Origin of the sequence: Spiroplasma poulsonii (assembly GCF_009866525.1) — a bacterium.
In the GTDB taxonomy this organism is placed as follows: Bacteria; Bacillota_I; Bacilli_A; order Mycoplasmatales; family Mycoplasmataceae; genus Spiroplasma; species Spiroplasma poulsonii.
This window is the reverse complement of sequence record NZ_CM020866.1, coordinates 1,311,245-1,326,587: the sequence shown is the minus strand read 5'-3', so window position 1 is coordinate 1,326,587 and position 15,343 is coordinate 1,311,245. Positions and strand designations below refer to the sequence as shown.

At 24.6% G+C, this 15,343-nt stretch carries 20 protein-coding genes and 1 riboswitch; of the genes, 16 read left to right on the top strand and 4 right to left on the bottom strand.

All coding sequences use genetic code 4. The features are described 5' to 3' along the window. The first annotated feature begins 3 nt into the window (after positions 1–3). From MSROBK_RS07480 to MSROBK_RS07405, 16 genes are all read left to right on the top strand, one after another. Positions 4–1,599, top strand: coding sequence for a hypothetical protein (locus MSROBK_RS07480; protein ID WP_105628968.1), 1,596 nt, complete (start codon positions 4–6; stop codon positions 1,597–1,599). A gap of 12 nt (positions 1,600–1,611) precedes the next feature. Next, entirely contained in the window at positions 1,612–2,802 is a 1,191-nt protein-coding gene (locus tag MSROBK_RS07475) for a hypothetical protein (protein ID WP_105628967.1), read from the top strand. A 15-nt stretch (positions 2,803–2,817) separates the two neighbouring features. Beyond that, positions 2,818–3,087 carry a hypothetical protein gene (locus MSROBK_RS07470; RefSeq protein ID WP_105628966.1) on the top strand — a complete coding sequence of 90 codons (270 nt, stop codon included), beginning with the start codon at positions 2,818–2,820 and terminating at the stop codon, positions 3,085–3,087. Between the two features lie 13 nt (positions 3,088–3,100). Further along, complete coding sequence (locus MSROBK_RS07465) at positions 3,101–4,345, top strand: hypothetical protein (RefSeq protein WP_105628965.1); 1,245 nt, start codon at positions 3,101–3,103, stop codon at positions 4,343–4,345. An 8-nt stretch (positions 4,346–4,353) separates the two neighbouring features. Next, on the top strand, positions 4,354–5,484 hold the full coding sequence (locus MSROBK_RS07460; RefSeq protein ID WP_105628964.1) for a hypothetical protein: 1,131 nt from the start codon (positions 4,354–4,356) through the stop codon (positions 5,482–5,484). 26 nt (positions 5,485–5,510) lie between these two features. After that, on the top strand, positions 5,511–5,963 hold the full coding sequence (locus MSROBK_RS13975) for an IS5 family transposase (RefSeq protein WP_040092446.1): 453 nt from the start codon (positions 5,511–5,513) through the stop codon (positions 5,961–5,963). Further along, entirely contained in the window at positions 5,948–6,346 is a 399-nt protein-coding gene (locus MSROBK_RS13970; protein WP_242441474.1) for a transposase family protein, read from the top strand. The genes MSROBK_RS13975 and MSROBK_RS13970 overlap by 16 nt, the downstream gene beginning before the upstream one ends. Positions 6,347–6,721: 375 nt before the next feature. After that, positions 6,722–6,904 (top strand): helix-turn-helix domain-containing protein, encoded by a 183-nt coding sequence (locus MSROBK_RS07450; protein WP_105628963.1) that lies wholly within the window; start codon positions 6,722–6,724, stop codon positions 6,902–6,904. A 35-nt stretch (positions 6,905–6,939) separates the two neighbouring features. Continuing rightward, positions 6,940–7,830 carry an IS3 family transposase gene (locus tag MSROBK_RS07445; protein WP_206780832.1) on the top strand — a complete coding sequence of 297 codons (891 nt, stop codon included), beginning with the start codon at positions 6,940–6,942 and terminating at the stop codon, positions 7,828–7,830. 268 nt (positions 7,831–8,098) lie between these two features. Next, positions 8,099–8,293: riboswitch (cobalamin riboswitch) on the bottom strand. A 183-nt stretch (positions 8,294–8,476) separates the two neighbouring features. Further along, positions 8,477–9,319, top strand: a complete 843-nt coding sequence (locus tag MSROBK_RS07435; protein ID WP_105628962.1) for a Cof-type HAD-IIB family hydrolase — start codon at positions 8,477–8,479, stop codon at positions 9,317–9,319. Positions 9,320–9,742: 423 nt separating this feature from the next. Beyond that, positions 9,743–9,982 carry a hypothetical protein gene (locus tag MSROBK_RS07430; RefSeq protein ID WP_040092486.1) on the top strand — a complete coding sequence of 80 codons (240 nt, stop codon included), beginning with the start codon at positions 9,743–9,745 and terminating at the stop codon, positions 9,980–9,982. A gap of 690 nt (positions 9,983–10,672) precedes the next feature. Then, positions 10,673–10,861 carry a hypothetical protein gene (locus tag MSROBK_RS07425; RefSeq protein WP_133165036.1) on the top strand — a complete coding sequence of 63 codons (189 nt, stop codon included), beginning with the start codon at positions 10,673–10,675 and terminating at the stop codon, positions 10,859–10,861. A gap of 2 nt (positions 10,862–10,863) precedes the next feature. Further along, positions 10,864–11,001 (top strand): hypothetical protein, encoded by a 138-nt coding sequence (locus tag MSROBK_RS07420; RefSeq protein ID WP_157944213.1) that lies wholly within the window; start codon positions 10,864–10,866, stop codon positions 10,999–11,001. A gap of 2 nt (positions 11,002–11,003) precedes the next feature. Beyond that, positions 11,004–11,705: a hypothetical protein gene (locus MSROBK_RS07415; protein WP_040092600.1), complete on the top strand. Its 702-nt coding sequence runs from the start codon at positions 11,004–11,006 to the stop codon at positions 11,703–11,705. 1 nt (position 11,706) lies between these two features. Beyond that, on the top strand, positions 11,707–12,636 hold the full coding sequence (locus tag MSROBK_RS07410) for a recombinase RecT (protein ID WP_052443498.1): 930 nt from the start codon (positions 11,707–11,709) through the stop codon (positions 12,634–12,636). Next, complete coding sequence (locus tag MSROBK_RS07405; protein ID WP_133165035.1) at positions 12,621–13,121, top strand: hypothetical protein; 501 nt, start codon at positions 12,621–12,623, stop codon at positions 13,119–13,121. Before MSROBK_RS07410 ends, MSROBK_RS07405 begins: the two co-directional genes overlap by 16 nt. 205 nt (positions 13,122–13,326) lie before the next feature. Here the strand turns inward: MSROBK_RS07405 and MSROBK_RS07400 are convergent, their stop codons facing one another. The 4 genes from MSROBK_RS07400 to MSROBK_RS07385 all read right to left on the bottom strand — a co-directional run bounded on the left by MSROBK_RS07400 (position 13,327) and on the right by MSROBK_RS07385 (position 15,108). After that, entirely contained in the window at positions 13,327–13,656 is a 330-nt protein-coding gene (locus tag MSROBK_RS07400) for a hypothetical protein (RefSeq protein WP_133165051.1), read from the bottom strand. 77 nt (positions 13,657–13,733) lie between these two features. Then, positions 13,734–14,366, bottom strand: a complete 633-nt coding sequence (locus tag MSROBK_RS07395; protein ID WP_040093812.1) for a hypothetical protein — start codon at positions 14,364–14,366, stop codon at positions 13,734–13,736. Between the two features lie 345 nt (positions 14,367–14,711). Beyond that, positions 14,712–14,900 (bottom strand): hypothetical protein, encoded by a 189-nt coding sequence (locus MSROBK_RS07390; protein WP_159373239.1) that lies wholly within the window; start codon positions 14,898–14,900, stop codon positions 14,712–14,714. Continuing rightward, positions 14,887–15,108, bottom strand: coding sequence for a hypothetical protein (locus MSROBK_RS07385; RefSeq protein ID WP_159373238.1), 222 nt, complete (start codon positions 15,106–15,108; stop codon positions 14,887–14,889). The genes MSROBK_RS07390 and MSROBK_RS07385 overlap by 14 nt, the downstream gene beginning before the upstream one ends. Positions 15,109–15,343 lie beyond the last annotated feature (235 nt).

Sequence of the window (15,343 nt, the reverse complement as noted above, 5' to 3'; positions counted from 1 at the left end):
GATATGCCAATTGGAACATCTAAAACAGCCCTTATTTATGCTGTTAAAAAAAATCCAACTAGATTGTCAATCCAACAACAAGAAAAAAGTTTTGGTTTACAGTTATTAGAATTTTTAGGAATTCAAGTTTTAGCCCTTGGTTTATCAGTTTTAACTGGTGGTGTAGCATCTGCTATTGGTCTTGGTGCGGGATTATCTAATTTTGCCGCAGCATTTATCTCGTTTGGAGTAGAAACAGCAACCGATTTTGCTGTAAATCAAATATACGATAAATTAACATCAGAAGTGACAGTAAAAAGTACTGCCTTAAATTTGTTACCAGCAATTGGTGGAATTGGTAAATTAACGCGTTCTGCTCGCACAACTAGAATTTTAAAATTAGCAAAAGAAACTAAACTACTTGAAAAATTAGGTGTAATAACTGCTAATAACTTAGAAGATGTTGTAAAACAAATTACAGGTAAAAAGATTTTATCTGATAAATTAATATTTGATTTTACAAAGCAGGTTAATAATGAAACTTTATTATATACAATTGGAAAATTAGCCCGAAATGATTTTTATAAGGATTTTAAAGTTTCTAATTTAGAAACAATTAATAATTTATTAAAAATTGAGAAAAATATTCAAAAAATAAGTCCTACATTAGTTCAAAAAATACCGCGCATAAATGAAAAAAACGCTAATAAATGATTGTCTGAATATGGATTAAACATTGAGAAAATAAGCAAAATTAGTACTAATGAGTGATATAACATTATGACCAACCTTCATAAAAAAGGTGTTGGTAAAAACCTACTATTAAATGCTAATTTAATGCGTGGTAGTAAAATATATAATAATAAATTATTAAATCTTTTACATCAAACACCAATTAAATTAAATAAAACCTTAAATTATTTAAATCCAAATTTTTATATTCAAAAAGTAACTAAAAAATTATTAGCCCCAATTGAAAAACAAATAATTACTATTAAACAAAAAGTAATTAGTAAAATTACTGATAAAACTAAAAAAATATTATCTAAATTTGAAACTAAGGCTATTAAAAAAGGCCAATTATTACCTTTTGCCTATGGTTCTGATGTTTTTTTAGCAGTAAAAATTGTTCCATTATCAGTTACGGGCGAAGTTGCTTTAACAATATATTATAAAAATACGCAATATGCCCCTATTGTCGTTATGACAACTTTAATCAAAGCAGAACAGTTTGTTTTGGCTTCTGAACCGTTTAAATTCTATATGAACAGTGAGTGGTTTATTGGTTGGGGATTTAAAAAAACAAGTTTGTTTAATTTAGTTTCTTTTGCCCCACTTGCTTATCAGCAAGTAGTAAAAGATAGTTTTAAAATATATCGGACAATTGCTAAGATATTAAAAATGCAAGAACAATTTAAAAATAACTTTAATAAAGATAAATTTTTAAATACGCTAGAAGATAGTGCAATTACTAGTTTATTGGGTAATGGACTAGTATTTCAAACATATAAACAACTCAGAACAAAACAAGATTTAAACAAAACAATTAAAACAAAAACATTACTAAATAGTAAAAAATTTATATTAAAGAAAATATATTCTAAAAAAAGTAAATGATAAGGAGATGATTAAATGTTAAATGAATTATGACAAAATGTTACTTTGGAAAATTATAATAATTTTAATCCAATGACAGGTAAAATTACACAAGTTCCAGTTCGTTATAATAAGTTCTTTAAAGGTGATGTAGAATTATGATTTAAAACATTTGCTTTAAGAGCCCAAAATATGATTAATTCCTATTTGAATTATCCATTTTCAAAATTAAAGTTTGAAACATTTAAAGACCCATTATTAAAGAAAATTTGTATTAATATGGTGTTTATTACTATTGAACATTGAACATTTAACCGTATTCCAATTGAGTTTTTTACTTCGGCAAATATGAGTGTTGGTGATATTAATTATTCTTCACAAAACGACCCTATGGCAACATGACAAGGTCTATTGCCTACCTATGCAAAATCATTGGCTAATTTAACAACTTTAAAGAAAATGTTTCGTACTTTTCAAGAAGAAGGTATTGATTTAACTATGATAGATTTAGAAGCATATTATACTCAGTTAGAAGTTGATGCTTTATTAGAAAAAGAAAAAACTGAAAGAATAGAAACCGATGACAAATTAGATAAAAAAATTGATAATTTATCAAATGAAACAAAAGAAAACTTTAATAAAAAACAAGATAAATTAACACAAAATTCTAATTTAGATATTGATTATATAAATTGTAATAGATATGTTAGTTCTAAAGATGTATATGTATATGGTGATTTAAGTTTTCATAATGACCCAAAACCAGAAGATATACCAAGATTTACAAAAATAGTCAGAGAAGTACAAAATAATATTCAAGTACCAATTACAAAAACTATTAATGATAAATCAACAAACGAAGAAGTACCAACTGCAAAATCAGTATATAATGTCACTACATATGATAACAATTCCTTATGTAAAAAAATTGATAATAATATTTCGTTAAGTATATTAAAGTTTTATTCTATTTATCCTACTGTTAAAATTACTGATTGACAAATTTATACTGGACCTAAGTCTTTGTTTAAAATATCTAGTGGTCAAATTACTTTTAAAATTAATAATTTTCAATTTTATAATCCGAATTCTTCAAAATGATTTAATTACTGAGTTTATTTTAGTAATGGTGATCAAAAAATATATTTTTGAGATGAAAATAATAATATGAGAATTGATTTTGAAGGTAGTGTTTATGAATATCAGGGTGAAGGAACGCCCATATAGGAAGGAAATGTTTTTATGCCAAAAGTAGAAATTAAAGATGTAATTATGTTTTTGAAAATCTTTGGAGTTTCATCATTGTTTTTTATTGCAGGAATTATTATTTGTTTTATAGGACCTACTAAATTAGGAATTGGTTGACCTGCATATGTAATTATTGGTGCAATGCTTAATGGTTTTGGGGTTATTGTTTTAATTATTGAAACTATTAGATTTATCAAAACTCATAACAAACAACAAAAACAAGATAGTATTGAATATGTAATTAAAAAAGAAGATACAAAATAAAGGGGTGTTATAAATGGGATTGTTACCAGCAAAAAAGAAAATAAAAAAAGATTATGATATTGATAGTTATTATCTTAATTTAGCATCAACGATTACTAATCGTAAAAATGTTACTGTTCAAAAACATAATGAAATTTTAGAAAAAAGAATTTGTGAAGATAATGCTAATTTTTTAAATCCACGAGATTTAGAAATTAGCATTTATAATCCACTTACTAATCAACAATTAGATACTAAATTAATTAATAACTTTTTAAAAATGCAAGACTTTACTAATAAGAATTGATATAACGAATATAAAATTAATAAAAATGGTAAAGGTGCATACTTTATTTTTGCTAATAATTCAAAACTTAATTTTATTACGATTGATTTTTACAATGACCAATATGACGAATTGGGTAATTTAGTATCTTGTACTTTTGATTATGATCCTTATATTAAAAATGACCAGAGTGTTTTTATTACTGAAAAATTAGAAATTGATTATATAACTAAAAAAGTAAAAGTTATTAGAAAGTTAAAAACACGATTATACAGTACTATTACCGATTTATATATTGATGATGTAAAATGAAATAACTATACAACATTACAAAGAAAAGAAATATTACCACTTAATTTTATTCCAATTGAAATTATTCCTAACAACCCTAATTTTGAACCTTCTGCTCGTTATGGCAAACAATTCGCTAGTATTTTAGATATTATTGCTGAAAAGATAATGTTAGACCCATTATTAAATAGTGGTAAATTTACCATTAATACTAATGGAGTTACTGGTGTAGTTGACCAAGAAATTAGCAAAATGTTAGCTTCATTTATTGAAAATGACTTGTTATTAGTTGAAGGAGACCCTGATAGTAATTTTCAACCAGTAGACTATATTGCTGGTAATTTTAAAGGTGAACAATTAACCAAAATATATGATTGATTATTAACTAATTACTATAAAATAAATCGCCATCATGTTCCCGCAATCGCTAAAGGAGCCCAACAAACTCAAGCAGAAGTTGCGGGAGTAAATATTCAAACAAACGCATCATATGAACAAATGATATATATTAGAGAAATTAAATTAACTGAATTTATTATTAAGTTAATTAAATATGATAATGCGATTTTAAACGGTAGAACATTCAATATTAAAAATATTGACGAGTTAATTGTTGATATTCGTTTACCAGTAAATGCTACTTTAAACAGACAACTAAAAAATAACGAAACTATTATCAATATACCTAATGGAGAAGGATAACAAGAATAATGTTAAAACCATCAGAAAAAATGTTAGCACAATTATCAGAAAATGATGAACCAATTGATTATTCAATTGATAGTATTCCGCTAGATTTTGCTAATCAATCACAATATATCGACCCTGACTTAGAACAATTATTTACAGAAGACCGTGCCAGAACCTTATATATTTATAAAATTAATAATCTTGTTAAGACAAAACAAAAACCTACCTTAAACTACTCTCAAAATAGCGTTAAAATCGGTTTTATTGACAAAGATGAATATATTAAAATTATTGGTTATGAAATTAGTGACTTTAATTTTAAATTACAAATTCAGCAAAACACCACAATCCAAGATAATAGTACAAGTTATGTGATGATTGATGAAAAAGATATCTTAATTAATGATATTTCAAAACAAGATAAAACATTTTTAGAATCTTACGACTTAAAAGTAGTATCTATTAATGAACCAATTACCGAAGACAATAAAAATGAATGCTATATCATTGAAGAATACAAACGCCCTTATTCACCAGATGAAGTTAACATTATTAAATCTACTCATTTAGTTAAAGTGACTGATTTTAAATGAAAAAATCAGAATAGTATTCACTTAGTTTTACAAAAATCATTGCCCGAGAATACTGTTTTTACTGGGATTAAAATTAAGTACCCTAAATCAATGTTGTTTGGAAATATTAAGTGTTGAGGTAATGTCAATGGTGTTTATTCTTATCCATCATCAAATATTGAAAATGCTAGTTTAGTTCCATTATTATCAATGCCAATTGAAACTAGTCCTAATGTACGAATATTTCAGTATTGATTTACCGAAAGTTTTTTACCATGAAGTATCGCCCAAAACTATATTCAAGGTAAAGATATTTTAGATTTAGTAAATAAGAATGGTTTAGAAAAAGTTTTATTAAATTATTTAACATATCGTTATAATTATGATAGAAAATTTCAAGGGGCAAAATACGATGAAAAAGGTAATCCTAACAATAAAGCAGCTGAACTACGTCAAAAATTTGAAGGACAAAAACCCGAAGATGTTATTGATGGTTTATTTGAAAACTGAAAATTAGATAATTCTACATCTATTAATAGACTTCTTGCGATACCCTTTTTTATTAAAATATTATTATAAAATATAATTTATGAGGACATAAAAATATGAACAATAATAAATTTAATACTCTTAATGATAGAGAATGGTTAAGATTAACAGGAATAAAAAAATCCACTTTTAATAAAATGTTAGATATTTTAAAAGTTGCTGAAATAGAAAAATTTAAAAAAGGTGGTAAAACTAATAAATTATCATTAGAAAATAGATTATTGATGACTTTATTATATTGACGAGAATATCAGACTTATTTTCATCTTGGTAAAAGTTTTGATATTAGTGAGGCTAATTGTTATCGTAATATTAAGTGAATTGAAGATATTTTAATTAAAAACTCTGATTTTCAACAACTTGCTGGTAAAAAAGCACTAATAAATGATTATTTTAATGATAAAACTATTATTATTGATGCTACCGAAACTCCAATCCAACGCCCAAAAAAAGACAAAAACAATCTTATTCTGGTAAAAAGAAAAAACACACGATCAAAACACAAGTAATTATCGAACAAGAAACCAAAAAAATTATTGCAACAAGTTTTTCGCTCGGAAAAAAACATGATTATGCTTTATTTAAAGAATCAAAAATCCCAATTTTAAAAAATACCAAATTAATAGTTGATAGTGGTTATCAAGGAATACAAAAAAATCACAATAATGTTCTAATACCTACAAAGAAAACAAAGAAAAACCCTTTAAACAAAGAACAAAAGCAATATAATAGACTAGTTTCAAAAATGAGAATTATTATTGAAAATATTTTTGCTATTCTTAAAAAATTTAAAATTATTACAGAAAAATATCGTAATCGAAGAAAAAGATTTGGTTTAAGATTTAATTTAATTGCCTCAATTTATAATTTACAATTATTATATTTAACATAAAATATTTATTTAAAATTAAATAATTTAAATAATAAATTAATTTTTCGTTGTGGAAAAATATTAAATTTTTAAATAAAAAACATAATTAATTAAAATTATATTTTTCTATTAGTATCTTTTTTACAAATATTTGCAATTTTTTAACAAGTAATGCAAGAAGTCTAATGATCAATCTGTTAAAAGATTTAAACAAATTATTTATATGCTTTCAAATTATACGTATAGCAAATATGCCATTAATAAAGGTTATAATGATGATGTTAAATTAATTGCTCCATATTATTTTGAATTAATATCATGGATGGGTTAAGATAAATTGGACAACAATAATGTGGAGTAAGGATTATAATTAAATTAATAAATGGAGGTGTAATTATGGCAAAGAATCATTATACCGATGAATTTAAACAACAAATTGTTAGTCTTTATAAAACAGGTAAAACAGCAAAACAATTGTCCAGTGACTATCAGGTCGGTAAATCAACAGTTTGAAAATGAATTTATGAATTCAATAATTCTGGTTCATTTAAAGCAAAAGATAATCGAAGCCCAGAATAAAATGAACTAATTCATCTAAGAAAAGAAATTAAACAATTACGAATGGAAAATGATATTTTAAAGCAAGCCACACTGATAATAGGCAAAAAATAGTAATTATTAAAAACAACAAAGAAAAATATGCAATTACTAATTTATGCAAAACACTAAAAGTTCCTAGATCAACGTTTTATTATCAATTGAAATCAAATAATCCTAAATCAAACCATACTATTGATAATGCTGTTATCAGTATTTTCTTAAAAAGTCGTAAAAATTATGGCACAAGAAAAATTAAAGTTATGTTAGCACAACAAAATATTTTATTATCACGAATAAAAATTAGTAAAATAATGCAAAGATATAACTTAATTTCCAATTATACAAAACTTAAATATAAACATCAAAGTAACAAAAACGCTATATACAAATATCATAATTTGTTAAATCAAGAATTTAATAATTATAAACTACATGAAGTTGTTGTCAGTGATTTAACACAAGTTGCTATCAATAGCAAATGATATTATGTGTGCTTTCTAATTGATTTATTTAATCGTGAAGTTATTGGTTATGATGTTAGTTCTCATAAAGATGCCAAATTAGTTGAAAATACTTTTAAAAAGCTTAGTTTTTCTTTAGATAATATTAAAATATTTCATACTGATCAAGGCAGCGAATTTAATAACAATATCATTTACAATCTTTTAGCTAAAAACAATGTTGCAAAATCTTATAGTAAACCAGGCTGTCCTTATGATAATGCTGTTTCTGAATCAACCTATAAAATTTTAAAAACAGAATTAATTAAAAACAGAAAATTTAAAAATATTGAACAATTTAAATTAGAATTATTTGACTATGTTAATTGATACAATAATGTACGAATTCACAGCAAATTAAATTATTTAACACCAATTGAATATAAAAATCTTTACTCTACATAAAATTTGTCCAAAAAACCCTTGCCATTCCAGTAGTATTTTGGAATATAATATAGGTTTAAAACAATTGCTGTTAAAAGAATTAATGCTAACGGAAGATAACGTAAATATTTTTTTCATGAAAAGTTTTTCATTTTTAATAATTCCTTTCAAAAATAGTGGTAATAAAAACCCATTCTTGAGGAAAACATTAATATATTTATGAGAGGCAAACTATTATTTAATGATAATAAATTATTTACTCACAAATATCACAATCCCAGGGATATTTTTTTACCAAGAGTTAACGGCAGGTCTACTGGCTTAGAATCATTTTACTAATTGTCTCTTCCCAAAAAAGTTTTTCAGTGAGTAAATACAATGTTCATGTTCATCATCATTACAGTTGCTGGGACAGCTTGAGAATATTAACTCAATTCCCTTTTCAAAACGCTCCTAAATGTTTACCGTTAATTCAAATGAAAGCGTGGTGCTTTACGATTCAATTATAAACTAAAAATTTTATCTAGAAAAGGGTTTCAAGCTTCCTTTTTTGATTAGAACAACTTAGTAGAGGTAAAACTAAGAAATAATTATTTTAATTTTAACAATATCTTTTACAAGTACTAGAAAATAGATTAAAATTATTTTATATAGGAGAATAATGATAATGACAGAAATTAAGTTAATTGCTGTTGATTTAGATGGAACAGCTTTAAATTCAACTGGCGAAATGTCCCCGCATACATTAGAAGTTTTAAAAGGGCTGGCAACAAAAGATATTAAGTTAGTAATTGCGACCGGACGACCATTATATCAAACAAAACATATTGTAACAAATTTAGGATTAACGGATATTAATGATTTTACTGTTAGTTTAAATGGTTCAGTTGTTGCAAATAATGCCACTGAAGAAATTTTATTTTGTGATTATTTTGATCAACAATTACTACGAGAACTTTATGTTGATGTCTTGGCATTTGATTTAGACACATTAATTATGTTTGATGCTGATCATTCTTCGTTTAATAAAATGTTATTACATTGCAAAGGATTTGAAGATAAAATGACAAAACATTATTTATCATCTTTTAGCGAAGAACAAGATGAAGTAACAGTATGTTTATATACAAATAATTTCAATGTTAATGTTAATAAAATTTATATTAGTAGTTATACTTCCGATATTAATCGGTTGGTTGCAAAATGAAAGGATAAAATTGAAATTTCACAAGAAATTCGTGGTGATCGCTCAGCGTTAGAAATTACTAGTTGTAATATTAATAAAGCGACTGGCATTGCTAAAATTTGTCAAAAATATCACTTAACAGCAAAGAATGTGATGGCTTTCGGGAATGAACATAATGATGTTGCGATGTTACAGTGAGCTGGAATTGGCGTGGCAATGGGGAATGCTCCCGATGATGTAAAAGCAATCGCTGATTTAGTGGCTGATGATAATGACCATGATGGGATTGCAAAAGTTATTGAAACCGTAGTTTTTGGACAATAATAGTTAAAAGTTCTTAAAGTTAGCAATAAATTTCATTTTGCTAACTTTTTTAGCAAAAAATAACATTTTAAATTGTTTTTTAGTAAAAATTTGGTCGTATAAAAAATATTGGGGTTTTGGAAAAAAACTCGGAAATTGAATAAGAATAATAAATTAAACCATTTACTAAAATGGTTTTTTTATTTGTAAAACCAAAATTATTAATTGATTCAGAGAAAGGACAGCATCTTAAATTCTTAAAATAGAAACTTTTTACACAACTTTCTGATACCCTCTTTAAGTTGTTTACACATTTATAAATATCTTAGAAATTTTTACAAAGTGTACCTGTTTTTTCTCCTAATTTAAGGTGTTGTCTTTTCTTTGTTTCAGTTAATTAGTTTGTTAATAAATAAAAAAACTTAATAAAAGAAGGAGTAAGTAATGGAAATTAATAAACAACAAAAAATATGTGATGTTATTGATTGCTATAAATCAATATCATTCATTACCAAAGAATTTTTATCAAATAAAGTTTTATGAACTTGTGAAAAACATAAAAATTTATTAAATCATACAAAAGATAAAAACCAAGAGTGGTTTTATAAACGTTTAGAAAATTCAAAAATTATCTTTGATTATAAAACTGGTTTTTTAAAACTTTGATTTTATAAAACAACTTAATGCAGAGTGGAACGGTTATTTTAAATAACTAAGTGTTTTTATTCCACAGGAGGCGGTCTAGCACAGCGGTAATCAGTCCGGAAATAATAGACGCTTTAACAAGCGATAGTGGTGATAAGTGCGCGGTCAACATCGAACCACAATAAACAAAAGAGATGGTCACTTTATAAATAAATTTGCGATAGATATTACTTCTTAGAAGTGACAGCGGTTTAAAAACCACAAAGTCAGCATTAGGCTCTTCAAGGTGCAAGTAGATTTATTTTAAAAACTGAACGCTTTGACCTGAAATGGTGCGGGTGAAGAGAGAGAAAACTCTCTGGCTACAAAAACAAAAAACAACTGTCGATTATTTAACTAACAACATACCGCCACCGCTCACCCACAGCGAAGCGGATGGCGTAGTAAATAAAATAGATAAATACAATACTTATATAACTAATTCTCGCTTTGGCACTTTCACTTGGTAGTGAGTGCCAGCGAGTTAAAAAATAGGAAAAATAATTTAGGAGGTAAATATGAAAAATTTAAATAAAATTTGTCTTAAACAAAAATATTGAGGATATTGCTCAAAATGCAATCAAGAAAACAAATTACAAGAATTAATGTTTAAAAGTTATTCAGTATCATTTTAAGATATGACTGATGAACATTGAGCATTGGGGAAACAAAATTAGGAGGAATTAAATTATGAATAAAAGATACGTATTAATAATGAAATATAATAATTTGTTTGATAAAACAACTATTTTTAAAACAGATTTTTTTTATACATTAGAAGAAGCGAGGATTACTGCTAATGTTGAAAATGAAAATCATTGATTAACAACTATTATTGATTTAGAAGATAGCAATATTAAATGACAAGGAGATAAATAATTATGTGAAAAGATGAAAATGGTTATGTTTATACAGAAGAAGATTTATTTAATTTAGCATTAGATGAATGTTATTCAGAAGAAAGTGCTTATGAATATATTGATAATTTAATTAATGAAATGGAATTAGAGGAAATTTAATTATGGAAGATTTAAAATTAAATAATGAAGTTAAAAATATTACTTATCCGTTTTATTTAAAAGGAAATAATTTTAAAGAATTAAGCTTAAAAGCATTAACAATTAAAAAGTGAATTGATGAAAATGGACAAGAATTAGCAGAATTTATATATCGACAACAAGCTTGATTAATAAATGGAGAATATAAATCACAATCACTAAAAGATTTAAAATTAGTAGTTTCAAAAATTGATTATATTTTTAGAGAACCATTAGAAATAATAAAATCTTTTAAAGATGAATTAAATTTTATTAGAAAAGATATTTTAAATTTAGAAAATAATATTAAGAATAATCATGATTCTTTAAAAAATAGTGTCATTAATATTCAATTTCAAAAACAAAATAAAATTATTGAAACTCATAAAAAAGAGCAATTTTTAGAAATTAAAAGTATAGCAAAACAAGAACAAGAATTAAAAATTATTACTAGTAATTTTCGGAAAGAAAAATTATTAATTAAAGATATTGAGGTTATTGGTATTAATGATGATTTTTTACAAAATGCTGATAAATTAGAACTTATTAATCTTATTAAAAATTATTTAACTGTTGATGAACAAATTGTTAAAAATGAAATTAAAGATCAATGAGATAGTAATAAAGATATTAATTTAATTGGGGTTAAAGGTATTAATTTTAAAATAAATAAAGGAGAAAAATAACATGACAAATATTGTAGAATTTTTAAGAACAGATAAGGTAACTGATTGAATAAAAAGTAAATTTTCTAATGAAAATGAAATTGCAAGATTTAAAAGTAATATAATTGCAATATCAAATAGTAATGAATTATTACAAAAAGCAGATCCAAAAACAATTATGACTGCTTGTTATCAAGGTGTTTTATTAAATTTACCAATGGAAAAACAATTCGGTTATGCTTATGTAGTACCATATAATACAAAAATAACAAGAATTATTAATGGTCGTGAAATCCAAGAATGAATTAATCAAGCCCAATTTCAAATGGGTTATAAAGGTTATATTCAATTAGCCCAAAGAAGTGGCCAATATTTAGATATGTCAGTATCAGATGTTAGAGCAAATGAATTAATAAATTATGATCGTTTAAAAGGTACTGCTTTTAATTGAAATCAAAATGAAGATGAACGAGAAAAATTATCAATTATAGGTTATGTAGCATATTTTAAAATGGTTAATGGTTTTGAAAAAACTTTATATATGACAAAAGAGCAAATGGAAAATCATTTTATGAAATATTCTAAAACTTATGCTAAAAATAAATCATTTTATATTGCTAGTTTTGATGAAATGGCCCTTAAAACAGTATTAACATCATTATTAAGAAAATGAGGTATTATGTCAGTTGAATTACAACAAGCATATAAATCAGATCAAGCAGTTATTACAACTAATGATGAAAAGATTTATATTGATAATGATGCTACTTTCATCCAAAATAATGGGCATATTAACGATGAAACTTTATCAAATAATATAAATTTAAATTATAATACCCCACCTAATGATGAAATAGTGTACATAAACGATAATGTAGTTAAAGAAGAAGATATATCAAATGTAGTACCAGTAGTTAATAATAACAATGATGAAGAATGAGCCAATTGATAAAAATAGGTATTGACCCATCAGGAACTGGTACTACGGCTATTGTTGTTTATAAAAATAATAAATTAATAGATAAACAAGAATTTACAAATAAAGGCTGAAAAGAACATTATGAATTTATTATAAATTATTTGAAAAATGAAAAACTATTTGGGAAAATATTATCAAATAATCATAAACTAGAATATTTAATTTTTATAGAAAATTGTTTATATACAAATGCCAATGGCTCAAAAGATAGAGATGATTTATTGAAATTATTAGGTTCATTAGAAACGCAAGGATATATTGCTACTATTTCACCAAAACATACAAAATCAGTTGTTAAAAATATGGAAAATTTAAGTAAATATAATGATGGTTATATATGAAAATATGAAAAAGATGTTAATTTAACTTATCAATATGGTAAAAGTTGAAAATATAATAATGAAAAAATAAGTAATCATTTACGAGATGCAATTATTATTGCTAATTATGAAAGTTAATTTATGAAACATTCATATAATCAAAAAACAGGAAAATATTATTCTTGTAAAATTCGGAATATAAATGTTTACTTAAATGAAAATGAAGAACAAGTTTGAAATGAATTAAATTTTAATACTTATTCGCAACGAATTGAATATCTTATAAACTTTTATATAACACACAATAAAGAAAAATAAAAAATAACCAATTAAGGTTATTTTTTTAAATATTATTTGTTAATTGTCTAATGGCATCTTTTTGTGCTTGTTTTTTATCATTAACTTTAACTTGTTTTTTAACATTTTTAATTTGACCTGTTTTTAATGCTAATTCTGTTGCATAATCAGGTCCTCGTAAATGTTTTTCGTGGGCAATAACAGCAGTTCTTAATTCTCTGATTTCTGCTTTATATTTTTTAATTTTTTTAGCAGATAATCCTAGAATACCAAGACTACCCATTCCACCCGCACCCGCTAACACAAGTAAAGCAATCATTAATGTTTCATTCATTTTATTTAATTCCTTTCTTATTCTTACTCAAACAGTGGCCATCTATCCTTTCAGAACAAAATAATTTATAAATTAAACTATATAACCACCCAAAAATATCAACCGCCCCTATATATAGTCTATTTTAAATTTAATTCTTTGTTATTTTCTTCTTGTTTTTGTTTTTTAATATTTTCATTTTGTATATTTTTAAATATTTCTTCTGTTATGCCATCTAAATTATTTCATTGTTTTGCTAATCTTGGTTGAATAACACGCGGATTAATCCGACAATCTAAACAATGTCTTAAATGGTCTTTTTTTCATTTTGATTTATCAATTCAAATGATAATTAAAGAAATTATTAAAGTAATTAAAGGTAATATTGTAAATACTAATCCCATTTTAGATATTTTTAATCTTGGTATATCAATTTTCATATCTACTTTTGGTTTACTACTAGCAACAAATATGCCCTGAATTCCATACGTAAATAAAGGTGTTAATAAAATAGCAATGCCATTACCTCAATATTGACCATAATTATATCAATTAATATCATCTTTAATTGCATTAATCATTCCATATTCTAACCAACAATTTAATGCTAAAAATATCAATGTATAAAAACTAACTACTCAACTACGAATTTTATATTTTCTTTCTCATTCTCTAATATCTTTATGAGTTCAATTATAAGTTGGAATAGGGTCTTTTTTAAATCAATTTCAAGGTAACGCCCCCTTTAATCAAGTTGTTTTATCTTGCTTCATAATTAACTCACCAATTTTCTTTCAATTTTTAAATTAACTATATTTACATTATCATAAGAACTAATAAGACCATTTGTGTCAATATACCAAACAATTCCACAACCAATATCAAAATCTTTAAAAGTTTCTACAAACATATATGGTAAAATTGAAAATTGACATCATATTTTATATTTAAATTTAGAACTATCAAAATCTTTAATTTGATATTCAGTTGCTGGTTTAAAATCACTAGTATCTACAAATTCTCAATCATTACCAACACTAATAGAAATATCACCATTACCTAATAATGAATTACCATTAATAGTTTTAATATTTTCCCCACTTACTAATTTATCTTGTTTAAGAATAATATCTTGTGATGTTTTTTACAATATATTTATCATCTTGCTTATCAATATAAGCTTTATTTAAATCACTATCTTTAATACCATATGATGGAATATCACCACTTTGTTTTGCTTTTCAGACATTATCTTCATAATAAATCGTGTTATTATCAAATGGAACTATTAATTTAATATATTTCATTATAATCAATTTTAGAAAAATCATTAATAATTGGATAAGTAATATTTATTGAACCATCTGTTTGCAATCGCTCTTTTAATCAAAATAATAATGTTGGATAAAATGTTTTTTTAGTAATATATTTATATTCTTCTTCTCATGGATGAGAATAGTTTCCTAAATGATAATTATACGGTCTAGATACCGTTTTTACTAGATATAATATCAATTATTTCACCTGCTAATTTTAAAGCATTTTTAACATCACGAGTAATATTTTCATTTGCTTCTGGTCATTAGTTTGTGAATATGCTACACCACCTTGTGAAAATGAAGCACTACCCAGTTAAATCATTAACTCCTTTTGGTAAATATCAATTTATAACTGCTAATAACAAGCCGATTGAATATAACTTAATCATTTATCATATTCAATTAAACCAGTATTATCTTTTTTTACTCAA